Here is a 23,445-nt window from a genome sequence, read left to right as displayed (position 1 = left end):
GACGAAACGCCTCGTAGGAGCTGCTTCTTATGCAACTGAGAGCTTGGCTGGTGGGCCTTTTGAGTCTGGCCTGCATGGCCTTTGGCGCTGCGGCCTTCGCCGACCCGCCGGGGCCGGCCCCTGCGGCCGTCGCCGCCGCCGCCAGCGATTACAAGCTGGGGGTGGCCGACAAGGTCCGCGTCCTCATCTACAACGAGCCCAATCTCTCGGGCGAATTCACGGTCAACGCCAATGGGTCGCTGTCCTTCCCGCTGATCGGCGACGTGCAGGCGACCGGCCGCACGGCGACCGAGATCGGCGCCGAGATCACCAAGCGCCTAGCGGACGGCTACCTGCGTGACCCGCAGGTCAGCATCGACATCCTGACCTTCAGGCCCTTCTACATCCTGGGCGAGGTCAACAAGCCCGGCGAATACCCGTACGAGACCGGCCTGACCGTCGGCAAGGCGGTGGCGACAGCCAATGGATACACCTATCGGGCCGACAAGAAGCGGGTTTTTGTGAAGCGGATCGGCGAGGATAAGGAGACGGAATATCCGATGTCGGCCGACACCCTGGTCCAGCCAGGCGACACCATCCGCGTCGCCGAACGCTTCTTCTGATCCGGCCTGCTGCGGCCGCCGCTTCGCGGCGGTCGCGCCCCGCATCTTGCGATGGCCGCCCCATCTCGTGCGATCTGGTCCGGAACTTGCCCACGGTCGGCGCACTATCGACGGCGGACAGACCAAATTCTCTCGGTGATACATTCTCTTCGCCGGTGGAACGCGGTATCGGGGTTCGCGCCACAGGAGAATTCGAGATGGAGCCAGGGCAGTATCGGCCAGCGGCCTCGCACCCTGAAGGCGCCGCCCTGATCGTTTCCGCGCCGTCGATGGCGACTGTCGCAGGCGTCCCGGGCGGTTCGGACCACTGGCTTTAGAACAATGACCCGGCGGCGCCCTCGTGGGGGATCACGAACGGCGGCGTCGCAAGAAGGAGCAATAGATGACCTCTCGGATTTCGGTCGCCGTCGCGACCCTGATGGCGACCACGGCCCTGGCGGGGGCGGCTCGGGCCCAGACCGCGCCGATCACCTCGCTGGTGCAGACCGTGCAGATTCCGGCGCTCGACATCGACATCGACAATGCCTACGGCCGCGGCCGCAATGTCAGCGTGCTGGAGCGCGAGCGCCCGGAATACAACGCCCTGGGTGAGCACATCGGCGGCTTCACCCTCTATCCTAAGGTCGAGGCGGCGCTGGGCTTCACGGACAACGCCACGGGCCTGAACAACCACGCGGCCTCGGACGAGTTCGGCATCATCAAGCCGCAGCTGGACCTGCAGAGCAACTGGTCGCGTCACGCGCTGGAACTCGCCGCCGGCGGCGAGTTCCACCAGTTCGTCGACAAGAGCAGCCAGAACGAAAACGGCTGGTACGTTCGCGGCAACGGCCATATCGACGTCTACGGCGACAGCTACATCCTGATCGGCGGCGACGCCGAGCAAACCTATGACGACCGCCTGAACGCCGGCGCCTCGCCGAACGCCGCCAAGCCGGTGCCGCTGCAGACCGAAGGCGCCTATGTGCGCGGCGTTTGGCAGCTGAACCGCATCCGCACAACCGCCGCCTTCGAAGACCGGCAGTACGACTACAGCAACGTGCCGGCTCAGAACATCGACACCGGCGTCGTCAGCGGCACCCTCATCAACAGCGACCGCAACCGCAACGAATGGCGCTTCGTCGGCCGCGAGGAATTCGCGCTGAGCCCGGATACCGCGATCTTCGCCCAGGCCAGCTACTCGGACGACGAATACGCCCACCCGCTCATCGTGGTGCCGGTCGGAACCGCGGCCAATCCGGCCACCGAGACCGTCAACCGCAACTCCACGGAATATCGCGGCATCGTCGGGGCCAATTTCGACCTGGCCGCCCTGGTCCGCGGCGAACTGGGCGTCGGCTACGTCAATCGCACCTACACGCCCGCCGGGATCCACCGCTATCCGACCATCAGCGGGGTGATGTTCGAGGGCAAGGTCGAGTATTTCCCCTCCGAGCTCACGACTGTGACGCTGATCGCTTCGCGCCAGGTCGAGGATGCGATCTACTCCATCTCGTCGGGGGGCTATTTCGCCAACAGCGTGAACCTTCGCGTCGATCACGAGTTACTGCGGAACCTGCTGTTGAATGCGGGCTTTGGCTACGCCCAGGATGACTATGAAGGCGCGGACCGGCACGACCACGTGGTTTCCTTCCAGGGCGGCGCGAATTACTTCGTCAGCCGTTCGGTGGGACTAGGCGTGACGGTCAATTACGCAGATCGCGGGGCGTCCGGCGCGGTGTTCAACAGCCTCGCCAATTCGGCATTCAATCTTAACAAGCCGAATTTCAACGTCACCACCGTCATGTTCTCTTTAGTATTGCAGCGTTAGGCTGCTCGCGCCGTCGAACGGCGTCCCCGCTGCGGACCAGGAACCATCGCCAAGTGACTAAGACCATGCTCACCAGTGCTCCGAAGGCTGACGCCCCGAGCCCGACCGCGCATCCCGCCCAGAGCCCCTGGTCGCGGGGGGCGCAGCCGATCAGCATCGTGGACATGATCAACATCTTCCGCCGCCGGTGGAAGCTGTTCGCGGCGGTCGCCGTCTTCATCGCGATGCTGACCGTGGTGGTCGCCTTCCTGCTGCCGCCGGTCTATCTGGCGGTGGTCAACGTCAAGCTGGATCCCAGCACCCACACGGCGCTCGACCTCGATCGCCTGGCAAACGGCGGTCCGCCGGACCAGGCGGTGGTGGACAGCGAAGTGACGGTGATGCAGTCGCGCGACGTCGCCCAGTCGGTGGTCCAGAAGCTGGACCTGACCGCCGATGAGGATTTCCAGCCGAAGTCGGGACCGGCCTCCAAGGATCCGCATTCGGCCGCCTACCTGGAAGCCACCATCCAGAACGTGCTGAAGAAGCTGGACGTCAAGCGCGACGGCGAGACCTACATCATCAACGTCGGCTTCCACTCCAAGGACGCGGCCAAGGCTGCGCGCATCGCCAACGCCTTCGCCGACGAATACATTCTGACCAGCATCAAGCTGCGCGTTCAGACCGCCCAGGCCCAGTCCGTGTGGCTGAGCGACCGGCTGAGCAAGCTGCAGGGCGAGGTCCAGGCGGCCGACGCCGCGGTCGCGGCCTACAAGACCGCCAACGGCATCATGACGGCGGCGGTCGGGGGTACGGTCACCGACCAGCAGATCGGCACCATGACCGCCCAGGTGGCCCAGGCCGAGTCCGAGGCCGCCGCCGCCCGCTCGAACTATGAATCGGCCCAGTCGCAGATGGCCCGCGGCGGCATCGACCAGGTCTCGGCGGTGATCAACGCCCCGACCGTGGTCCAGCTGCGCCAGAAGCGTACCGAGCTGCTCAGCGAGCAGGCCGACATCAACACCCGCTATGGTCCGCGCCATCCGGAATCGATCAAGATCCAGCAGCAGATCGACGGCGTCGACCGCCAGATCCACGAGGAAGCCCAGCGCATCGTCGCCGGCATCGCCGCCGACGCCCGCGCCTCAGAGGCCCGCGCCGCCGCCATGCGCGGCCAGCTCGGCGGGCTCAAGGGCCAGCTGTCCTCGAACAACCGCGCCTCGGTCCAGGCCGACAACCTGCAGCGGGTCGCCGACGCCAAGCGCGCCGAATACACGACCCTGGCGGCGACCGCCCAACAGGCCAGCCAGCAGGAACACGCCAACGAGACCCAGGCCCAGATCATCGCCCGGGCGGTCGAGCCGGTTAAGGCCGACTTCCCGAACAAGCCGATCTTCGCCGCCCTGGGCGTGATCCTGGGCGTGGTCTGCGGCTTTGGCACCGTGTTCGCCATCGAAAGCGTCGACGCTGGCGTGCGCACGGTCGAGGATGTGGAAACCGAACTGGGCGCTCCCTTCATCGCCTCGGCCCCGCTGCTCACGCCCAAGCTCCTGGGCGCCGGCCGCAAGGGCATGCAGCCTTGGGACTTCGTGGTCTCCAAGCCGATGTCGGGCTATGCCGAAGCCATGCGCACCGCGCGCACCGCCCTGACCCTGGCCGACCTCGATCGCCGGGTGAAGGTGGTGGCGGTGACCTCGGCCCTGCCCAACGAAGGCAAGACCGTCACCGCCGTGTCCCTGGCCCGCGTGATGGCCATGAGCGGCGATCGGGTGATCATCGTCGACTGCGACCTGCGCCAGAACGCCCTGCGCACCCTGCCGGCCGAAAAGCCGACCGCGGGCCTTGTCGAGGTGCTGACCGGCCATGCGCCGCTGGAGAGCGTGATCCAGCCGGACTCGGTGGCCGGCCTCGATATCCTGCCCCTGACCCAGGTCGCCTATACGCCGCGCGACCTGTTCGGCTCGGACTCGATGAGCTCGCTGCTGCGCATCCTGCGCGAGCGCTACGACCAGGTGATCCTGGACGGCCCGCCGCTGCTGGCGGTGGCGGACGCCCGCACCCTGGCCACCCAGGCCGACAGCGTCCTGATGGTCGCGCGCTGGAGCAAGACCCCTCGCCAGGCCATCCGCGCGGCGCTGAGCCGCCTGGAGCAGGATGGCAGCCGCGTGGCCGGCGTGATCCTGTCCATGGTCGACACCAAGGCCCGCGGCGCCCTCAGCGCCGACGATCCGGCCTATTACTATGGCGCCTATCGCGCCTACTATCAGGAATAGGTCCGCCTTTTCAGGTGCTTGGGAAAGGCCTCGCGCTAACGGCGCGGGGCCTTTTGCTTTGCGCGCGGCCTTTTCGCGACAAATTGCTCTACATCATCCCGGCGACTGCGACTCAGTCTATGCTCTGATCCACTTGTCGCGTCATCAGTGCGGCGCGGCGATTGGCCGGCCGAGGCGCTGCGGCTCCGTTCCAGCTCTGCGCGGCGTCCTGACCGAAACCACAAGGATTTTGGTTAAACAAAAGATCACCATTTCGCTCAAAGGTTTTCTAAGGCTGCCCGGCGATACTCGCAGAAGTATTGGAGAGGTGCAGAATGACCGCTTCGGCACGGCGTAACAGTGTGGCGCGGGCGTCGCCCGTCAAGAGGCCCCCGGCGGTGCGCCTGGCCCAGGGCGACGAGGCGGCGGGATCGACGCCGGTCCGCGATCAGCACCTGATGCTGGAAGCCGCCTTTTCCGCTCCGGAAGAACGGCCCTATCCCATCGCCGTCAAGGCGGCGATCTTCGTCGGCGCGCCGACGGCGCTCTGGGCGGGGATCATCTTCATCGGCTCCCAGATCCTGAGAATGTCCGCCGGCTGAGGCCGGAATTCCCAGGCCCCCCTTCACAGCCGCTGTCCCGCCGCGCTTAAGTTGGTGCGCGCCCCGATCCTTTGGGCGGAAGGGGACCCATGCCGGCGGCCGAACACCCGATCGCAAGCGAGATCGACCGCCTGCGCCAGTTGTACCTGGCCGGCGCCCTGGACGAGGCCCTGGCTCTGGCCCAGGCGCTGTCGCTGCGCGCGCCCGACATCCCCGAGATCCTCAACATCCGCGGCATGTTGGCCTATCGACGCGGCGCCTTCGCCGAGGCCGCCGCCCTGCTGCGCGCCGCCGCCGCGGCGTCGCCGAACGACGGGGCCGTCTGGGCCAATCTGGGCGCGGCCCTGAGGGCCCAGGGCGACCTGGCCGGCGCCGAGGCGGTCTATGACCAGGCGCTCCAGGTCGCGCCCGACGTCCAGGCCCTGCACGGCAATCTCGCCAACGTCCTCATCGACCAGCACAAGGCCGCTGCGGCGGAGGCCCGCGTCCTGGAGGCGCTCAAGCTCGGGCCGCGCACCGCCAATCTGATGACCACCCTGGGCCTCGCCCTCAGCCACCAAGGCCGCCTGGTCGAGGCGGAAAAGGCGTTCCGCGAGGCGCTCGAGCTGAACCCCGCCGACTATGACGCCTGCCGCAACCTCGGCAGCATCCTGGCGGGCCTGGCCCAGTTCGACGAAGCGGAAGGCTTGCAGCGCCGGGCCCTGGCCCTGCGGCCGGACTACGCCGCCGGCCATTCCAGCCTGCTGTTCGGCATGAACTATCGCCCTGACCTGACAGCCGAACAGATTGCCGGGCACTATCGCCGGTTCGAGGCGCAGCACGCCCGGGGCGCGCCGCCGCCCTCGCCCTACGCCAACCTGCCCGAGCCCGTGCGGCGGCTCAGGGTCGGCTATGTCTCGCCCGACTTCACCGATCACGTGGTGGCGATGTTCATGCTGCCGATCCTGGCCGCGCACGACAAAAGCCGCTTCGAGATCACTTGCTATGCCGAGGTTCGCCACCAGGACGGCACCAGCGCCAAGGTGCAGGCCCTGGCCGACCGTTGGGTCTCGACCGTGGGGCTGAGCGACCAGGCCCTCGCCGAACGAATCCGCGCCGACGGGATCGACATCCTGGTCGACCTCGCTGGCCATACCACCGGCAATCGCCTTCTGGCATTCGCGCACCGGCCCGCGCCGGTGCAGCTGACCTATTTCATCGGCCACGGCATGACCACCGGCCTCTCGGCCATCGACGCCTTCATCGGAGACTCGCGCCTGGCCCCGCCCGGCTGCGAGGCCCTGTTCGGCGAGCGCCGCGTCATCCGGCTGGGCCGCGCCCCGCTGGCCTATGTGGCGCCGCCTGCCATGCCGGAGCCCCAGCCGCCGCCGGCGCTCAGCAAGGGCTTTGTCACCTTCGGCTATTTCGGCCGCTCGATCCGGCTGAACGAGGGGGTGATCCGGGCCTGGTCGGTGATGCTGAACCGCCTGCCAGGCAGCCGGCTGATGCTCAACAATGCTCCCTTCGGCGACCCGCAGACCGCAGCCCTGTTCGCCCAGCGGTTCGCCCGCTACGGCGTGCCGGCGGGCCGGCTGGACCTGGTCAACACCCGGCCGCAGAGCCGCACCTGGGCCGCCTATGGCGAGATCGACATCGCGCTGGATCCCTTTCCGCACAACGCGGGCACCACCACCATCGAGGCCCTGTGGATGGGCGTCCCGGTCCTGACCCTGGCCGATCGGCCGAGCGTGGGGCGACTTGGCGCCATGATTCTGGGCGCGCTTGGCCTGGATGACTGGATCACAGCCTCGCCTGAGGACTATGTCGCCAAAGGCCTGGCGGCGGCCGGCGACCTTAACGCCCTTGCGAAATTGCGCGGGGAGCTTCGCCCGCGCTTCGCCGCCTCGCCCCTGGCCGATCCCGCCGGCCTGACCCGCAGCCTCGAGGAGGCCTATCGCCAGCTGTGGCGCGATTGGTGCGAGGCCGCGCCCGCTTCACACGCATAGGCCAGCCTGACACACTGGCCCTGTCCCCAAATGCGAAAGGCCCGCCTGATGAACAATCCCGCCGCCGTGCTCGAGACCATCGCCTGCGTGGTCTGCGGCGCCGACGACGCGCGGCCGTGGGGCGAGGAGAACGGCTACAAGGCGGTCAAGTGCCGCCAATGCGGGGTCGTCTACGTCAACCCCCGGCCCCGGCTGGACTCCATCTCCGAGGCGGCCCGCACCGGTCTGCATCCGACCGAGGAAGGCCAGCTGAACGTCCAGGCCAAGCGCTTCCAGGCCAAGGTCAGCCACTATGGGGCCATGGTCGCCGAGACCTTCGCGGACGAACTGAAGCACCCCCTGACCTGGCTCGACGTCGGAGCCGGCTATGGCGAGCTGGTCGAGGCGGCGCAGAAGCTGGCCGCGCCCGGAAGCCAGGTCCGGGGGATCGAGCCGATGGCGGCCAAGGCCAGGGCCGCCCAGGCCCTGGGCCTGCCGGTCTCCCAGACCCCGCTGTCGGAGATCGGGGAGCGGTTCGACGTCATCTCGCTGATCAACGTCTTTTCACACATCCCCGATTTCCGCGACTTCGGCGCCCAGCTCAAGGCGCGGCTGAACCCCGGCGGCTGGCTGTTCCTGGAGACCGGCAACGGCGGCGACCTCGAGCGCCGGGCGGACTATCCCGACCGCCTGTACCTGCCCGACCATCTAGTGTTCATCGGGGTGGAGCAGATGCGCCGGCTGCTGGACGAGATGGGCTTCGACCTCGTCACCAGCCGCGCCCTGCCGCCCTCGCCCATGGCCCGGCTGAAGAACGTGGCCAAGACCGTGGTCGACGGCCGCTGGCAGCTGATCTCGGCGCTGAACTCGCCGTTCCGCACGGTCTTCTACAAGGCCAGGCTTCGCAGCTAAGCTGATCGCCCCAGTTCGGCCATGGTGGGCCGCGACCTTGGGGCGAAGCTGCGCAGGCGAGGGCCATGCTGAGATCTTGCAGAGCGTGGTTGCTGGGAGCCCTGGCGCTGGCGGGGAGCGCCAGCGCAGCCGAGAGCGACAAGCTGCGCTGGGCGCCGCCACCGCTGAGCCATCCCGTCACCCTGCAGCTGCGCGACGGGATCACCTACAACAAGCTCGACGATAGCAAGGACTACATCGTCAAGCTGCCGCGAAACAAGAAGGTCGGCTCGACCGTCCTGGAGGGCGGGCGCAACATCGTCATCATCGGCGGCTGGATCACCCTGCCGGTCTTGCCCGACAAGTCCAACGCGGCCATGTCGCGCGGCATCTACATCAAGAACAGCGTCGGGGTGGTGCATATCGAGGGCGTGCTGATCGACGGCTCGGGCGGCGGCATGTCCGACGGCATCGACATCGACGCGCCCAAGGCGACGGTGCAGATCGAGAACGTCCGGGTCGAGGGCATCTACGGCTATTTCGATCAGTTCCACGCCGACGTGGTGCAGCCCTTCGGCGGGGTCAAGGATCTCAGGATCGACAAACTGACCGGCTACACCGGCTATCAGGGCCTGACCATCGGCCGCGACCTGGGCGACATGGGTTCGGCCGAGATCAGCCGGGTCAATCTGGTCGCGACCGGCGACCAGATCTGGGGGCGGCACAACAACAGCGGCTACCTCGTCTGGCTGACCCACGCCAGCGACTGCCGCTTCGACTTCCCGATCAAACTGCGCGAGGTCTGGGTTCAGCCCCGGCCGACCCGGTCCCTGGCCGACTCGGTGTGGCCGCCCATCGGCGGCAAGACCGCCTGCCCATCCGAGGCCCGGGACGACGATTCCGAAGCCCGCTTCCCGCGCCTCTCGATCCTCGGCCGGGTGCGCAAAGGCCTGCCGCCCGGCGGGGATTTCGTTCCGGCGGGGGTGGCGGGCGTGAATTATGTCTCGCCGGGATATCGCAGCGCCCCGGGCGACCTCGCCGAATAGCTCAGGCCGGCGCGGCCTCGACCGCCACGGGGGCCGGCGCCGGCTTGCGCTGCTGCAGGCTGGCCAGGGCGCCGGCGATCACCGCGGTGAACATGAACAGGATCTTGGCGTGCGCGAGGGTGTCGCTGACCAGCATGTGGGTCAGGTGCACCGCGATGAAACCCAGCAGCAGGGACGCCGCCTCGGGATAGGTCCTGGAAAGTTGGAAGCCCGAGCGGAACAGGATGGCCAGATAGGTCAGTTCCAGCACCAGGCCGACCAGGCCGAACTCGCAGGCCATCTCCAGGAAGATGTTGTGCACGTAGATGATGCCGGTCGAATAGTTGAAGCCGCCGATGCCGAGGCCGAAATAGGGGTGCTGCAGGAACAGCGTGGTGGCCAGGCGATAGTTGTTCATCCGCCCGATCAGCGAGGGGTCGAGCGCCACGCCGCCGCCGTGGAAGTTCCCGACCAGGCGCATGACCGCGTTCTGCAGCTCGACCGTATGGGGCATGAACGGGATCACGGCGATCAGGCCGCACAGGCCCAGCACCCCGGCGACCATCACGCCCTTGAAGCGCATGCGGCCGCGGCCCAGCAGCCAGATCACCCCCAGGCCGCCGACCATCGAGACATAGACCCCTCGCGTGGCGCTGTAGACCGAGACATAGCCGACGATGACCAGGGCCAGGCCGGCTATGGCGACCCGCACGATCTGCCGGGTGTTGAAATAGTAGAGCAGGCTGGCGACCGCCCCGGCCAGAATGAACGGGAACGGGCCGGAAATGCCGACGTCGCTGCCGGTGCCGACGGCCAGGCGCGCCACCCTCACGGTGGTTACGGTCCGCGAGTGGAAGATGATCAGGGCCAGGACCGAGCCCATGATCAGGGTGGTGACCAGCATCTCCCGGGTGGTCTGGGTCAGGCGCTCGGGCCAGCAGGTCAGGCGGCCGATCACGTACATGGTGCCGGCCGACAGCCACAGCTGGCCTGCGGCGGCCGCGCCGGCTCCGGCGTCCGGCATGTAGGTGGCGCTCAGCGAATAGGCGCCGATGAAGCCCAGGAACACCGCGTCCAGCCACCCGAAGGCGAACGGCGGGGGGCGGCGCAGGGCGTGGAAGACGGCCACGCCGCCGGCCAGCACCACATAGACCATCGAGATGCTGTCGATCTCGGTGATCGAGGCCACCTGGTAGGTGAAGAAGCAGCCCGCCCACAGGGCGCCCGGCCAGAAGAAGCCGGCCACCAGCGACATCATCAAGACCGCGATCGCAACCAATCCCACCTCCGCCGCGGGCTTTCTCGTGCGCCCATCCTAAAGGGGCGCGGGCGCCGTGCCTAGGCGGTGGCTTGGGGCCGATCGCCCCGGAGCTAGCCGGCGACGGCCATGCTCAAAAGGCCGCCACACAGCGCCAGGTCCTTGAAGAAAGCTGTGCGCTCGACCTTGTTCCGCAGGTCGGCGTGGAACACCACGGCGGTCACCAGGCAGAAGGCCGAAAGCGCGCCGGCGCTCCAGCGCAGGTTCCAGCCGGCCAGCACCGCCCCGCCGGCCCCGATTTCCAGCAGAATGACCCCGACCAGCAGCGGCGCCGGGACGCGAAACTGGCGCATGTGCTCCAGAAAGGGCTTCGGGCCGAACAGCTTGGCGGCGCCCGCCAGGATGAACAGCAGGGCGATCAGGCTGCGGCCTGCGAGGCCGAGGATCGTCAGCAGGGACATAGGCCGCTCCATGAAATTCGATGACATGTCATGTGATATAGATATCACTTCCTGTCAAGCCGAACCGGCGGCCCAGCCGTTGTCTTGGAAAATCAGCCTCGGAAGCTGTCCTTGGCCGCGCGCAGCTCGCCGAACCGGCGCGCGTCGCCGGCCCTGAGGAAGGGGTTGGTGGCCTTTTCAAGGGCGATGCTGGTGGGCACGGTCGGCTCGCCCCGCTCGCGGGCGGCGAACACCGCGTCGGCCCGCGCCTTCAGGGCGGCGCCGTCGTCGACGCTGAGGGCGAAGCGGGCGTTGGAGGCGGTGTATTCGTGGGCGCAATAGACCGCGGTGTCGTCCGGCAGCTCGGCCAGGCGCGAGAGGCTGGCCCACATCTGCTCGGCCGTGCCCTCGAACAGGCGGCCGCAGCCCAGCGCGAACAGGGTGTCGCCGACGAAGGCGATCCGGTCGGCGGCGTCGTAGTAGGTGATGTGGCCGAGGGTATGGCCGCCGGTGTCGATCACCGAAAGCCGGGTCTGGCCCAGCTCGACCACGTCGCCGTGGCCGACCTTGCGGTCCACCGGCGAAATCTTCTCCACCTCGGGCGGGCCGACCACCATGCAGCCGGTCTCGGCCTTCAGCCGGGCGTTGCCGCCGGCGTGGTCGGGATGCCAGTGGGTGTTGAGGATCAGGTCCAGGCCCCAGCCCAGCGTGCGCAGCTCGGCCAGGATCGCCTCTGCGTCCGGCGTGTCGATGCAGGCGACCTTGCCGGTGGCCTCGTCGCGGGCCAAGAGGCCGTAATTGTCGGACAGGCAGGGAAACTGGCGAACGGTCAGCGGCATGACGGCTCCAATTTAAAGGTCGGCCCGGCTCAACAATCACCGAACGCCGCTATAAGAATAGGGCGCGAGACCGGATCAATCGAGCCCCGGATCACCGAGACCCATGCGCCGCGACGTCCTCGAGCTCAGGCGATTCTATTCGACCCCGCTGGGCCGTGCGGCGCGGGCGGCCCTGTCGCGCAAGCTGGTCGAGGCCTGGGGCGACGCGGCCCGGCTCGACGTGATGGGCCTGGGCTACGCCACCCCCTACCTGGACCCGTTCCGGCCCCACGCGCGGCGGGTGGTGGCGACCATGCCGGCAGCCCAGGGGGTCGAGGTCTGGCCGGCGGGTGAAAGGGTGCTGTCCTGCCTCGCCGACGAGGCCGCCCTGCCCTTCGTCAACGCCCTGTTCGACCGCATCCTGATGGTCCATGCGCTGGAGGAGGCCGACAACCCGCTGGGGCTGATGCGCGAGGTCTGGCGGGTCTTGGCGCCCTCCGGCCGGGTGATCCTGGTCGCGGCCAACCGGCGCAGCCTGTGGGCGGGGGCGGAATCCACCCCGTTCGGCCACGGCCGCCCCTTCACCCGTCTGCAGCTGGAGAACCTGGTCCGCGAGGCCGAGCTGGAGCCGGTGGCCTGGTCCCGGGCCCTGTTCGCCCCGCCGCTGCAATGGTCGGCGCGCTGGGCCGAGGGGATCGACAGCGTCGGCGGCATGCTGTGGCCGGCCCTGTCGGGCGTCATCCTCTTGGAAGCGGTCAAGCAGACCTTCGCCGTCAAGCCCAAGGGCCGCCGGGCCCGCGCCCGGGTGTTCGCCCCCGGCGCCCTGACGCCATCGCCCCTGCGCCGCGGCCCCTTTGACGAACGCCGCTGAACCTTTAGCCTTGGGCCCTACGATTCCGTGCGGAGCCTCCCCATGAAACTGATCACCGCGGTCGTCAAACCGAGCCGGCTGGATGCGGTGCTGGAAGCCGTGACCGAGGCCGGCGCCTCCGGCCTGACCGTGACCGAGGTGCGCGGCTATGGGCGCCAGAAGGGCAAGACCGAGGTCTATCGCGGGGCCGAGTACGAGGTGAAGCTGCTGCCCAAGGTCAAGCTCGAGATCGCGGTCTCCAGCGACCTGGCGGAAGCGGTGATCGAGGCCATCGTCCGGTCGGCCAACACCGGCAAGATCGGCGACGGCAAGGTTTTCGTCGTCGACCTGGAGACGGCGGTGCGCATCCGCACCGGCGAGCGCGACGCGCAGGCTATCGCGGGCTAGTCACCTGGGCTATTGACGGGACCGCCAGCTTTGGCGAGGGGATGGGATCGGCGACATGAAGTCGCCATGATCGACGTCGAGAACCGCTGCGAGTGCGTATGGTGCGAGGGGATTTGGTCCGCATGAAACGTCTTTGGGTCGCCGCCGCTCTGGCGCCGCTGACCTTCGCCGCGGCCCAGGCCAGCGCGCAGGAGATCAAGACCTCGACCAGCACGCCGGTGGTGTCCAACGGCGAGACGATCAAGATCGACTCGGGCGTCGCGATCACCCCCTCGTCCGGCGGAACCTCGTCGGCCCAGGCGGCCGCCGTCACCCAGAACACCAGCGCCACGGCGACGGCCCAGACCGGGGAGACCTCGGTCAACAGCGTCACCAATTCCGGATCGATCAGCTTCACCGGCAAGGACTACGTCACCGGCATCCTGATCAACGGCGGCGCCGGCGTGCCCGCGACCAAGACCGGCGCGGTCGGCAACGCCGGCACGATCAGCCTGACCGAGACCACCAGCTACAAAGACACCAACAACGACGGCATCGTCGACAGCAACGGCAGCGTGGCTGGCCAGTTCGCCACCGGGAAGAACCGCTACGGCATCCAGACCACCGGCCAGACGTACCAGGGCGGGATCGGCACGGCGGGCACGATTTCGGTCATCGGCGAGAACTCGGCCGGCGTCTTCATCGGCGCCAACGGCATCAGCGGCAATCTGAGCAACCTCGGCTCCATTTCGGTCACGGGCGGCAATTCCGGAACCAGCGACGTCAGCTACGGCATCAACGCCCAGGGCGCGGTCGGCAGCGTAAATCTCAGCGGCACGATCAGCGCGCTCGGCCAGAACGCGATCGGCGTCAATCTCGCGGGACCCGTCACCGGCTTCGACACGACCACCACCACCAGCAGCGGAACCACGACCACCCACACCGCTGGCGCAGTCGAGATCAACGCCACCATCACCGCCACCGGCTATCGTTCGACCACGGCGCCGACCATTCCCTCGATCCTCGCCCTGGTGGCCAACCAGGCCAGCTCGGAGCTGCTCCAGGGCGGCCCGGCCGTGGCCATCGGCGGCAATGTGGCCGGCGGCGTCAGCCTGGACGCTGCGGTCGCGGCCAGCGGCAGCGGCAGCAGCACCACCGCGGCGGTCGTCGGCGCGGCGGTCGCCTCCTATGGCCGCGCGCCGGCGCTCCTGATCGGCAGCGGAACCGCGGCCACCCAGGTCGGCCAGTTCGGGAACAGCGGCTTCGGCCTCGTTCTCGGCGGCACGGTCACCGGGTCGGGCGTCTACACCACGGACAACAATGGCGTCGCGGTCGGCGCCAACAGCGTCCAGATCGGCGCGGGCTATGTCGACAACGCCGGCCTCTACCATTCCACAGGGTCGAACCAGGTCAGCATCTTTGGCGGCGTGAACCTGACCGGCACCGTTCAGGCCACCGGCATTGCGCGCGCTCGGGACAAGAACGGCTCCATCGGCCAGGTCACCGCCCTGCATCTCGGCGACGTGGCGATCACCAGCCCGGCCACGGTCACGACCAACGGCCACACCTATGGCGCGGCCCTGAACATCGTCGGCTCGGTCACGGCCAGCGAGACCACCGCAGCCTCGATCCCCGGCAGCGTGACCGCCATCCAGATCGACGCCGGCTCGTCGGTGCCCAGCCTCTACAACCGCGGCAACATCCTGGCCGGCATCGGCGGCATAGCCGGCGTGCTCAAATCCCCGGCCGGCGGCGGCACGTCTGGCGACGCGGTGGCCATCAAGGATGGTTCGGGCAGCCTCGCCTCGATCACCAACAGCGGCGTGATCCTCGCCAGCATCACCCCGATCGACGTGACACAGCCGGTGGCCGCGGGCAGCAAGACGACCGCCATCGACCTCAGCGCCAACACGACGGGCGTTACGGTCACCCAGGTGACCGACCCGGCGCTGACCGGAACAACCTCGGCGGGCGTGACGACGACGCTGGCCCCCTCCATCACCGGCGATATCCTGTTCGGTTCCGGCAACGCGAAGCTCGACATCCAAGCCGGTACGGTGATCGGCGGCCTCCAGTTCGGCGGTCAGAACGACCAGATCGACGTCAACAGCAGCGGCGTGGTCGGCGCCCTGGCCGAATCCTCGGGCGGCAGGCTATCGATCAACGTCGGCACGGACGCCGGCGCGACCACTTCGCTGCTGGACATCACCAAGCCGACCGCCAACACCTTGGGCGGCGCGCAGGCGGCGATCAATGTCGGCTCGATTCACATTGGCGCGGTGGGTCAGCTGTTCCTGACGGTCGATCCGGCCAATACGGCGACCCAATTGATCGCCAACGGGTCGGTCACCTTCGACAGCGGCGCTAGGCTCGGCCTGAACTTCCTGACCAAGCTGACCGCCCAGCAGACCACCTACAATCTGATCGAAGCCGGGACGAACGGCATCACGGTGGCGAACACCTCGACCGTGCTCGGGGCGATACCGTACCTCTACAACGGATCGGTCAGCGTGACCCAGCAGGGCTCGAACGAGGATCTGACGGTCACCGTCAGCCGCAAGACAGCCCAGGACCTCAAGCTCAACCCGGCAGAGTCCGCAGCCTACAACGCCGTCTACACCGCCTTCGACGCGACCACGGGAACTAACGCCAGCGCCGTGGGCTCCACGGGCTCGGCCCTGCTCAGCGCTACGGACCGCTCCAGCTTCCTGAAGGTCTACGACCAGTTCCTGCCCGACTATTCCGGCGGGCCGTTCGAGGACATGGTGCTGGGCCAGCAGGCCATCGCCCGCGCCGAGGCCGATTCGCCCGAGAAGATGGAAGACGGCGGATCGCGCGGCTGGGTGCAGGAGATCACCTACTACAACAGCCGCAGCGACTCGGATCAGGTCAACGGCTACACCAGCAAGGGCTTCGGCTTCGCCGGCGGGGTGGAGAAGGCTACTGGCCGCTCCGCAGTGGGCCTGGCGGCAGCCTTCGTCTCCTCCAGCGTGCATGACCTGGCCCGGTCCGACGGCTCCTCGCAGGGCGCAGCCGCAGTCGAGGCGGGCGCCTATTGGCGCACTGGCGGCGGCGGCTTCAACCTGGGCGCCAGCGTCAACGGCGGCTGGTCGTTCCTCGAAAGCCGGCGCGTTCTGATGCAGCAGTCGGGCACCGCCGACGCCACCCTCTATCGCCTGGCCAAGGCCAACTGGATGGGCGGCATCGGCACGGCCTCGATCAGCGCCTCGTACAAGGAGTCTTTCGGCCGCTACTACGTCAAGCCGGAAGCCCTGGCCGACTTCGTCCTGATGTACGAGGAAGGCCACACCGAACACGGCGCCGGCGATTCCTATGACCTGACAATCAATTCCAAGCTGAACAAGGAAGCCATCGTTCAGGCCGACATGGTGTTCGGCGCCAGCTACGGCGCCACCACCCGCTGGAGCCCCGAGCTGACCGTGGGCTATCGCGACGTCGTCTATGGCGGCCCCGCGTTTACGACGGCGCACTTCGCCGGCGGCGCTCCGTTCACCCTGTCGCCGGACTACAACGACAGGGGCGGCTTCATCGCCCGGGTCGGCCTGCGCGCCAGCGGCAACTACGCCGACTTCAACGCCAGCGCCGGCGGCGTCTTCCGCACCGGCTACAGCACCTACGACGCAAGGGCGACGGCGCGGTTCCTGTTCTGAGGCTCACCCGAACAGCTCGCCGTCCCGCGGCGGCGGGCTGGCGGCGGCGCCGGGGCGGCTCAGCATGAAGATCACCTGTTCCGAGCGCCAGTTCTCCAGCGGGCCCGTCGGGTCGATGGCGCGGGCGGGGTGGCCGTCGGAAAGCGCCGCCGAGGCCTCGATGCGCAGGCCGAGCTCGGCCACCAGGTCGGTGAAGTCGCGCAGGGTGCACAGGTGGATATTCGGCGTCGAATACCACGGCTCGGGCAGCGAGCCGGTCATCGGCATGCGCCCGGTGGCCAGCAGCGCCAGCCGCACCTTCCAATAGCCGAAATTGGGCAGGGACACGATCGCCCGGTCGGCGATGCGCAAAAGCTCGCTCAGCACCTGCCTGGGCTCCATCACCGCCTGCAGGGTCTGGGACAGGATAGCGTAGTCGAAGGCGCGGCTGGGGAAATCGGCCAGGTCGCGGTCGGCGTCGCCCTGCACGACCGCCAAGCCCCGCGCCAGGCAGGCCGAGACGCCGAGGGGGCTGATCTCCAGCCCCCGACCATCCACGCCCTTCTCGCGGGTCAGAAGCTCCAGCAGGGCGCCTTCGCCGCAGCCGATGTCCAGCACCCGCGCGCCGGGACGCACCAGCCTCAGGATCTCGCGAAAGTCCTCGCGCGCCTCGGCGGGCTTCAGGCTGTTCACGCGGCCAGCCCCCGCGCCTGGCCGGCGGCGTCGAGGAAGCCGCCGATCGCGCGCACCATCACCGGCTCGTCCAGGAGGAAGGCGTCGTGGCCCTTGTCGCTCTCGATCTCGACGAAGCTGGCCCGGGCCGTGGCGGCGTTCAGCGCCTTGACCACCGCCCGGCTCTCGGTGGTCGGGTATAGCCAGTCCGAGGTGAAGGACAGGATGCAGAACCTCACCTGGCTGGCGCGGGCGAAGGCCTTGGCCAGGGAGCCGCCGTGCGCCGCGGCCAGGTCGAAATAGTCCATGGCCCGGGTGATGTAGAGATAGCTGTTGGCGTCGAACCGGTCGACGAAGGTCGCCCCCTGGTGGCGCAGGTAGCTCTCGACCTGGAAGTCGGCGTCGAAGCCCCAGGAGAGGCCGTCGCGTTGCAACTCGCGGCCGAACTTGCGCTGCAGGGCGGCCTCGGACAGGTAGGTGATATGCGCGGCCATGCGCGAGACGGCCAGGCCCTTTTCCGGCCGCACGCCCTGGTGCGCATAGTCCCCGCCGCGCCAGTCGGGATCGGCCATGATCGCCTGGCGACCCACCTCGTGGAAGGCGATGTTCTGCGCCGAATGCCGGGCGGCCGAGGCGATGCAGACCGCCGAGAACAGCCGCTCGGGATAGTCCGCAGCCCATTGCAGCACCTGCATGCCGCCCATGGAGCCGCCGACCACGGCGAACAGGGTCTCCACCCCCAGCGCCTCCACCAGCATCGCCTGGGCGCGCACCATGTCGGCGATGGTGATCACCGGGAAGGCCAGGCCGTAGGGCTTGCCGGTCAGGGGATCGGTCGAGGAGGGCCCGGTCGTGCCCATGCAGCCCCCGACCACGTTCGAGCTGATGATGAAGTGCCGCTCGGGGTCGATCGGCTTGCCCGGCCCCACCACATGCGGCCACCAGCCCGGCTTGCCGGTGATCGGGTGGGTCGAGGCGACATGCTGGTCCAGGGTCAGGGCGTGACAGATCAGGACCGCGTTCGAACGGTCGGCGTTCAGCTCGCCATAGGTGCGGTAGGCGATCTCCAGGTTGGAAAGGCTGGCGCCGGAATCCAGGCGCAGCGGGCGGTCAGGCCCGAAACGCATCAGCCCGCCGTCCGTCCCGACCATCTGCACGACACCCGCAAGCTGGTTCATCGCCGCCTTGGAGCGTTCCATGGCCGCGCTGTCAACCGGCGCCTTCCACGCAGCCGCGGCTTTGGGCTAAGGAAGGGGGCGAGGCGCGCCTCGCGCAGGAGAGCCCATGCCCCAATTGATTCTGCTGCGGCACGCCAAGGCCGAGTCCGTCTCGAGCACCGGGCGCGACTTCGATCGCGGCCTGACCGAGCGTGGCCACCGCGATGCGGCGATCATGGGGCGGGTGCTGGCCCAGGCCGGCTTTGCGCCCGACCTGGTGCTGGTGTCGACCGCCCGGCGGGCCCTGGAGACCTGGGAAGGCGTCGCGCCGGCCTTTCCGGCGGCTCGGGTCGAGGAGGACCGGGCCCTCTATCTCGCCAGCCGCGAGCAGCTGGCCGAGGCGGCCCGCGACGGCCTGGACTCCGGCGCCCTGATGATCGTCGGCCACAACCCCGGCCTGCACGAACTGGCCCTGATGCTGGCGGGTTCCGAGCCCGACAGGCTGGACAGTTTCCCCACAGCCGCCGCGGCCGTGTTCGACATGCGGCCGGGCAAGCGCCCACTGCTGCAGCGGATGCTGGTCCCGCGCGACCACGGCGGGGGCTCCCTGTGACCCGCATCTACAAGCTGATCAGCCGCGAGGCCTGGCAGGCGGCGGTCGCGGCCGGCCGCTTCGACGGCGCGGCGGTCGACCTCGCCGACGGCTTCATCCACTTCTCCACCGCCGCCCAGGCCGCCGAGACGGGACGCCGCTATTTCCGCGGCCAGAAGGACCTGCTGGTGGTCGGTTTCGAGGCCGAGACCCTGGGCGCGGCCCTGCGCTGGGAGCCTTCGCGCGGCGGCGACCTCTTTCCCCACCTCTACGGCCCGCTGGATCCGGCCCTGGCGGTGGAAACCCTGACGGTGGAGCTGGACGCCGAGGGCGCGCCGATGCTGGAAGCGCTGCGGCCTTGAGCGCCCTGCATGACCTGGCGGCCGGGGCGCTGCGCCAGCTGGACGCCGAGGATGCGCACCGGCTGACCATCCGCCTCCTGGCCCTGGGCCTCGGACCACGCGCGTCGCAGGGGGCGCCCGACCTGGCCGTCGATCTCTGCGGCCTGAAGCTGCCCAACGCTATCGGCCTCGCCGCCGGCTTCGACAAGAACGCCGAGGTGCCGGACGCCATGCTGGCCGCCGGCTTCGGCTTCGTCGAATGTGGCACGGTCACGCCGCTGCCCCAGGCGGGCAATCCGCGCCCGCGCCTGTTCCGGCTCAGCGAGGACCGGGCGGTGATCAACCGCATGGGTTTCAACAACGAGGGGCTGGAGGCCTTCGCCGGCCGCCTGGCCCGGCGGCCCCGGCGCGGCGTGGTGGGCGCCAATATCGGCGCCAACAAGGACGCCGCCGACCGCATCGGCGACTATGTGACGGGGCTGAAGCGGCTCTGGGGCCTGGCCGACTATTTCACTGTCAACATCTCCTCGCCCAACACCCCCGGCCTGCGCGCCCTGCAGACCCGCCAGGCGCTGGAGGAGCTTCTGGGCCGCCTGGGCGAAGTGCGCGCGGCGCTCAAGGGATCGGGCACAGATTTCCCGATCTTCCTGAAAGTGGCGCCCGACCTGGAGGACGCCGAAATCGAGGCGATCGTCGAGACCGTGGTCGCCTTCGGCCTGCAGGGGATCATCGCCGGCAACACCACCCTGTCGCGGCCCGAGACCTTGCGCTCGAGCCTGAAGGGCGAGGCCGGTGGCCTGTCCGGCCCGCCGCTGATGGCGCTCTCGACCGCGGTCCTGGCCCGCTTCCATGCCGCCGCGGCCGGCCGCATCGCCCTGATCGGCGCCGGCGGGATCGCCAGCGGCGCGGACGCCTACGCCAAGATCCGCGCGGGGGCCAGCGCCGTGCAGTTCTACTCCGCCATGGTCTTCGAAGGCCCTGGCTTGGCGGTGCGCGTGCGCCGCGATCTGGCCCTGCGGCTGAAGGCCGACGGCTTTTCCAGCCTGGTCGAGGCCGTGGGCGCGCGGTGAGCCAGCTCGCCCCGGACCGTTCGCCCCTCGGCCTCCTGCGCCGCTTCGGGCCGCTGGCCGTGGTGGCCTTGGGCCTTGTGCTGGCCTTCGCTTCGGGCCTGCCCCAGCGCTTGTCGCTGCACGCGCTGCACCAGAACCGCCTTCTGCTGCTGGCCTATGTCCACGCCCACCCGGTCCTCTGCCTCGGCGCCTATGTGGGGGTCTATGTGCTGGTGGTGGCCCTGTCCCTGCCGGCCGCCCTGATCATGACCCTGACCGGCGGCCTGCTGTTCGGCCCCTGGGTCGGCGGGGCGGCGGCGGCCACCGGCTGCACCCTCGGCTCTGCCGTGATCTTCCTGGTCTGCCGCACGGCGATCGGCGACGCCCTCCGGGGCCGCGCCGGCTCGCTGGTGGACCGGATCGAGCGCGGCATAGAGGAGGACGCCTTCGCCTATGTCGCGGCCCTGAGGCTGATCCCGGTGGCGCCCTTCTGGCTGGCCAACCTGGCCCTGGGCTTCGTCGACATTCCGCTCACCACCTTCGTCGCCGCCACCTTTGTCGGCATCGTGCCGGTCTCGTTCGTCTATGCCGGGGTCGGGTCGAGCCTGAACACGGTCTTCGCTCGCGGCGGTCACACCCATCTTCACGATCTCATGCACCCCGCCGTGGTGGTTCCGCTGGTCGGGCTCGGCCTTTTGGCCCTGGCGCCGGTCGTCGTGCGCCGATTGCGGCGGAGACGGTAGAGCTTCCTTACGATGGCGCAGCTATACTGCCCTGATGGAATGCGACGCGGCCGTCCCGGCTGCGTTGCTCTCCCATGCCCGGTGCAGTAACGGGTTGCGACATGGCGGACGCTTCAGCCTCCGCGCCGATCGAGCCCAACGTCCCCGAGGCGGGCGCCCCGCAAGGCGCCCCGGAGGCGGCGGCGCCCGCGCGGCGGACGGACCAGACCGCGGGCCAGGACTTCCGGCGCCGCGCCCGCCGGCTGTTCTGGCCGGGCGGCCTGTCTTCGCGCCTGCTGATCCTGACCATCCTGTTCGTGGCCCTGGCGGGCCTCTTGATCCTGCCCTCCTCCATGGCCCAGTTCGAGGAGCGCTGGCTGGAGGACCGGGTCCGCGCCGCCGAGCTGGCCTCGCTGGCGGTGGACGCCGCCCCCAACCAGGTGGTCAGCGACAAACTCTCAAACCAGCTCCTGGAAGGCGCCGGGGTGGTCTCGGTGGCGGTGCAGAGCGACGGGGTGCGGCGCCTGATGCTGGCCGGCCCGCGGATGAACCGCACGCCCTACCTGGTGGACCTGAGGCGCGGCGAGTCGCTGGACTCGCTGGTGGCGCCGTTCCGCACCCTCCTGGGCGGCGACCGCATGGTGCGGGTGGTCGATCGGCCGCGTTTCCGGTCCGGCGACTTCGTCGAGATTGTGGCCCCGGACGGCCCGCTGCGGCATGAGCTGCAGGCCTATCTGCTGCGGCTCCTGGCCGTGGCCGCCATCATCAGCGCTGTGGCCGGGGGACTGGTCTATCTGTCGCTGAACGCGCTCCTCGTCCGCCCCATGCAGCGCATCACCAAGTCGATGGAGCGGTTCCGCGCCGACCCCGAGGACCTCGCCGCCGGCCTGAACCCCTCCGGCCGCCGCGACGAGATCGGCCGCGCCGAGGCCGAGCTGGACCGCATGCAGGCCGACCTGCGCGCGGCCTTGAACTCACGCGCGCGGCTGGCGGCGCTAGGCGAGGCCGTGGCCAAGATCAACCACGACCTGCGCAACATGCTGACCAGCGCCCAGATCGCCTCCGAACGCCTGGCCCAGTCGGGCGACCCCAAGGTGGCCCAGGCCATGCCGCGGCTGGAGCGAGCCTTGGACCGCGCCGTCACCCTGGCCTCCAATGTCCTGGCCTATGGCAAGAGCGAGGAGGCGGCGCCCAGCCTGGACACGCTGTGGCTGGCGCCTGCGGTGGAGGCTGCGGCCGAGGACGCGGGCCTGACGCCGGAGGGCGTGCGGCTGGACCTGAAGATCGCCCCCCAGGCCCGGGTCAGCGCCGATCCCGAGCAGCTGCACCGAATCCTGGTCAATCTGCTGCGCAACGGCCGCCAGGCCATAGCCGGGCAGGAGGGTGGGGTCGGCGCGGGCGCCATCGCCGTCAGCCTGGAACAGGCCAACGGCGTCAGCCTGATCCGTATCGCCGACGACGGCCCGGGCGTGCCCGAGCGGGTGATGGCGCGTCTGTTCCAGCCCTTCGCCGCCTCCGCCAATCCCGGCGGCGCCGGTCTCGGCCTCGCCATCTCGCGCGAGCTGGCCCAGGGCCACGGCGGCGACCTGACCCTGGCCAGGACCGGGCCGGAGGGATCGGTGTTCGAGCTGAAACTGCCGGGCGCGCCGCCACCCGCGCCGCGCCCGGCGCGCTGAACTCGGGGCGACCTTCGGAAATCTGAATTCCAGGTTCCGCCGCAACGCCGCCTATCGATCGGACCCCGAACTCCCCCACCAGGTCCGTGTAGCGTGACAGGCTTCCAGCGCCCGCTGATAGCCCCCGCGCTCGCGCAGCCGCGCCATATAGGCCTGCTCCGTGTCGCCGAGCGCCACCCCCGCATTCTTGCGTGCGAACTCCAGCGCATAGCCCACCGAAATGTCGGCTGCGGTGAACCTGTCCCCAGCCAGGTACGGCGCCTGTTCCAGCCGCCGGCTCACCAGCGATAGCCGGGTCGTGAACACCCCCATCGCCTGGCGCGCGCTCCAATTGTCGCGCTCGCTTTCGGGCGCTATGTGGCGGGCTCCGGAAACGAAATAGATCGAGGCGGCAAGCCCGGCTTCACCCAGGTGCAGGAACTGCTGGTAGGCCGGGAAAGCCGCGTCCTGCGCGCCGGGCGCCAAGGCCGTGGGCCCATAGCGCGCCGTTAGATACTCCATGATCGCGATGGACTCGACCATCGTAACGTCGCCATCGCGGATCGCAGGGATGAACCCGGCGGGGTTGACCGCGAGGAACTCCTGATCGTTCTCGACTCCGGCGAGGAGGTCCACGCCCCTCAGGCGGTAGGGCAGCCCCATCTCCTCCAGCAGCCAGACGACCCGAAAGCCCCGGCCTTCGCCGAAAACGGTGATCATTGCGCGTGTCTC

Annotated in this window: 21 protein-coding genes; 15 read left to right on the top strand and 6 right to left on the bottom strand. The window is 69.1% G+C overall.

Going from position 1 to position 23,445, the window contains the following annotated elements:
• The first annotated feature begins 29 nt into the window (after positions 1-29).
• From KCG34_RS15615 to KCG34_RS15585, 7 genes are all read left to right on the top strand, one after another.
• Complete coding sequence (locus tag KCG34_RS15615) at positions 30-602, top strand: polysaccharide biosynthesis/export family protein (protein WP_211936565.1); 573 nt, start codon at positions 30-32, stop codon at positions 600-602.
• Positions 603-984: 382 nt separating this feature from the next.
• Positions 985-2,409, top strand: coding sequence for an outer membrane beta-barrel protein (locus tag KCG34_RS15610; RefSeq protein ID WP_211936564.1), 1,425 nt, complete (start codon positions 985-987; stop codon positions 2,407-2,409).
• Between the two features lie 53 nt (positions 2,410-2,462).
• Positions 2,463-4,661: a GumC family protein gene (locus KCG34_RS15605; RefSeq protein WP_211936563.1), complete on the top strand. Its 2,199-nt coding sequence runs from the start codon at positions 2,463-2,465 to the stop codon at positions 4,659-4,661.
• Positions 4,662-4,975: 314 nt separating this feature from the next.
• The gene (locus KCG34_RS15600) at positions 4,976-5,242 is read left to right on the top strand and encodes a hypothetical protein (RefSeq protein ID WP_211936562.1); all 267 of its coding nucleotides are present in this window, start codon (positions 4,976-4,978) and stop codon (positions 5,240-5,242) included.
• An 89-nt stretch (positions 5,243-5,331) separates the two neighbouring features.
• Positions 5,332-7,227: an O-linked N-acetylglucosamine transferase, SPINDLY family protein gene (locus KCG34_RS15595; RefSeq protein ID WP_211936561.1), complete on the top strand. Its 1,896-nt coding sequence runs from the start codon at positions 5,332-5,334 to the stop codon at positions 7,225-7,227.
• A 48-nt stretch (positions 7,228-7,275) separates the two neighbouring features.
• Positions 7,276-8,118: a class I SAM-dependent methyltransferase gene (locus KCG34_RS15590; RefSeq protein ID WP_211936560.1), complete on the top strand. Its 843-nt coding sequence runs from the start codon at positions 7,276-7,278 to the stop codon at positions 8,116-8,118.
• Positions 8,119-8,207: 89 nt separating this feature from the next.
• Positions 8,208-9,143 carry a hypothetical protein gene (locus KCG34_RS15585; RefSeq protein WP_211936559.1) on the top strand — a complete coding sequence of 312 codons (936 nt, stop codon included), beginning with the start codon at positions 8,208-8,210 and terminating at the stop codon, positions 9,141-9,143.
• A gap of 1 nt (position 9,144) precedes the next feature.
• Here KCG34_RS15585 and KCG34_RS15580 read toward each other — a convergent pair whose 3' ends face one another.
• From KCG34_RS15580 to gloB, 3 genes are all read right to left on the bottom strand, one after another.
• Complete coding sequence (locus tag KCG34_RS15580) at positions 9,145-10,401, bottom strand: O-antigen ligase family protein (RefSeq protein ID WP_211936558.1); 1,257 nt, start codon at positions 10,399-10,401, stop codon at positions 9,145-9,147.
• A gap of 92 nt (positions 10,402-10,493) precedes the next feature.
• On the bottom strand, positions 10,494-10,841 hold the full coding sequence (locus tag KCG34_RS15575; protein WP_211936557.1) for a DoxX family protein: 348 nt from the start codon (positions 10,839-10,841) through the stop codon (positions 10,494-10,496).
• A gap of 92 nt (positions 10,842-10,933) precedes the next feature.
• The gene (gene gloB, locus KCG34_RS15570) at positions 10,934-11,659 is read right to left on the bottom strand and encodes a hydroxyacylglutathione hydrolase (RefSeq protein ID WP_211936556.1); all 726 of its coding nucleotides are present in this window, start codon (positions 11,657-11,659) and stop codon (positions 10,934-10,936) included.
• Positions 11,660-11,762: 103 nt separating this feature from the next.
• On the opposite strand from gloB, the gene KCG34_RS15565 reads away from it, so the two are divergent.
• The 3 genes from KCG34_RS15565 (at position 11,763) to KCG34_RS15555 (ending at position 16,546) form a co-directional block, all read left to right on the top strand.
• Positions 11,763-12,509 carry a class I SAM-dependent methyltransferase gene (locus KCG34_RS15565; RefSeq protein WP_211936555.1) on the top strand — a complete coding sequence of 249 codons (747 nt, stop codon included), beginning with the start codon at positions 11,763-11,765 and terminating at the stop codon, positions 12,507-12,509.
• A 42-nt stretch (positions 12,510-12,551) separates the two neighbouring features.
• Positions 12,552-12,896 (top strand): P-II family nitrogen regulator, encoded by a 345-nt coding sequence (locus KCG34_RS15560; RefSeq protein WP_211936554.1) that lies wholly within the window; start codon positions 12,552-12,554, stop codon positions 12,894-12,896.
• A gap of 122 nt (positions 12,897-13,018) precedes the next feature.
• Positions 13,019-16,546 carry a hypothetical protein gene (locus KCG34_RS15555; RefSeq protein ID WP_211936553.1) on the top strand — a complete coding sequence of 1,176 codons (3,528 nt, stop codon included), beginning with the start codon at positions 13,019-13,021 and terminating at the stop codon, positions 16,544-16,546.
• Between the two features lie 3 nt (positions 16,547-16,549).
• On the opposite strand, the gene metW is transcribed toward KCG34_RS15555, so the two are convergent.
• Together metW and metX are read right to left on the bottom strand one after the other, a co-directional pair.
• Positions 16,550-17,209: a methionine biosynthesis protein MetW gene (metW, locus tag KCG34_RS15550; RefSeq protein WP_211940840.1), complete on the bottom strand. Its 660-nt coding sequence runs from the start codon at positions 17,207-17,209 to the stop codon at positions 16,550-16,552.
• A 5-nt stretch (positions 17,210-17,214) separates the two neighbouring features.
• Positions 17,215-18,375, bottom strand: coding sequence for a homoserine O-acetyltransferase MetX (metX, locus tag KCG34_RS15545; RefSeq protein WP_376788222.1), 1,161 nt, complete (start codon positions 18,373-18,375; stop codon positions 17,215-17,217).
• 106 nt (positions 18,376-18,481) lie between these two features.
• On the opposite strand from metX, the gene KCG34_RS15540 reads away from it, so the two are divergent.
• From KCG34_RS15540 to KCG34_RS15520, 5 genes are all read left to right on the top strand, one after another.
• Positions 18,482-18,967: a SixA phosphatase family protein gene (locus tag KCG34_RS15540; protein WP_211936552.1), complete on the top strand. Its 486-nt coding sequence runs from the start codon at positions 18,482-18,484 to the stop codon at positions 18,965-18,967.
• On the top strand, positions 18,964-19,308 hold the full coding sequence (locus tag KCG34_RS15535; protein ID WP_211936551.1) for a DUF952 domain-containing protein: 345 nt from the start codon (positions 18,964-18,966) through the stop codon (positions 19,306-19,308). Before KCG34_RS15540 ends, KCG34_RS15535 begins: the two co-directional genes overlap by 4 nt.
• Complete coding sequence (locus KCG34_RS15530) at positions 19,305-20,357, top strand: quinone-dependent dihydroorotate dehydrogenase (protein WP_211936550.1); 1,053 nt, start codon at positions 19,305-19,307, stop codon at positions 20,355-20,357. Before KCG34_RS15535 ends, KCG34_RS15530 begins: the two co-directional genes overlap by 4 nt.
• Positions 20,354-21,079: a TVP38/TMEM64 family protein gene (locus KCG34_RS15525; protein WP_211936549.1), complete on the top strand. Its 726-nt coding sequence runs from the start codon at positions 20,354-20,356 to the stop codon at positions 21,077-21,079. Before KCG34_RS15530 ends, KCG34_RS15525 begins: the two co-directional genes overlap by 4 nt.
• A gap of 101 nt (positions 21,080-21,180) precedes the next feature.
• Positions 21,181-22,734, top strand: a complete 1,554-nt coding sequence (locus KCG34_RS15520) for a sensor histidine kinase (protein WP_211936548.1) — start codon at positions 21,181-21,183, stop codon at positions 22,732-22,734.
• Between the two features lie 51 nt (positions 22,735-22,785).
• On the opposite strand, the gene KCG34_RS15515 is transcribed toward KCG34_RS15520, so the two are convergent.
• Entirely contained in the window at positions 22,786-23,433 is a 648-nt protein-coding gene (locus KCG34_RS15515; RefSeq protein ID WP_211936547.1) for a glutathione S-transferase family protein, read from the bottom strand.
• Positions 23,434-23,445: the final 12 nt, after the last annotated feature.

The sequence above is a fragment of the Phenylobacterium montanum genome (assembly GCF_018135625.1).
Taxonomy (GTDB): Bacteria; Pseudomonadota; Alphaproteobacteria; order Caulobacterales; family Caulobacteraceae; genus Poindextera; species Poindextera montana.
Note: the sequence above shows the minus strand (reverse complement) of the source record. Positions and strands in the feature narration are given on the sequence as shown.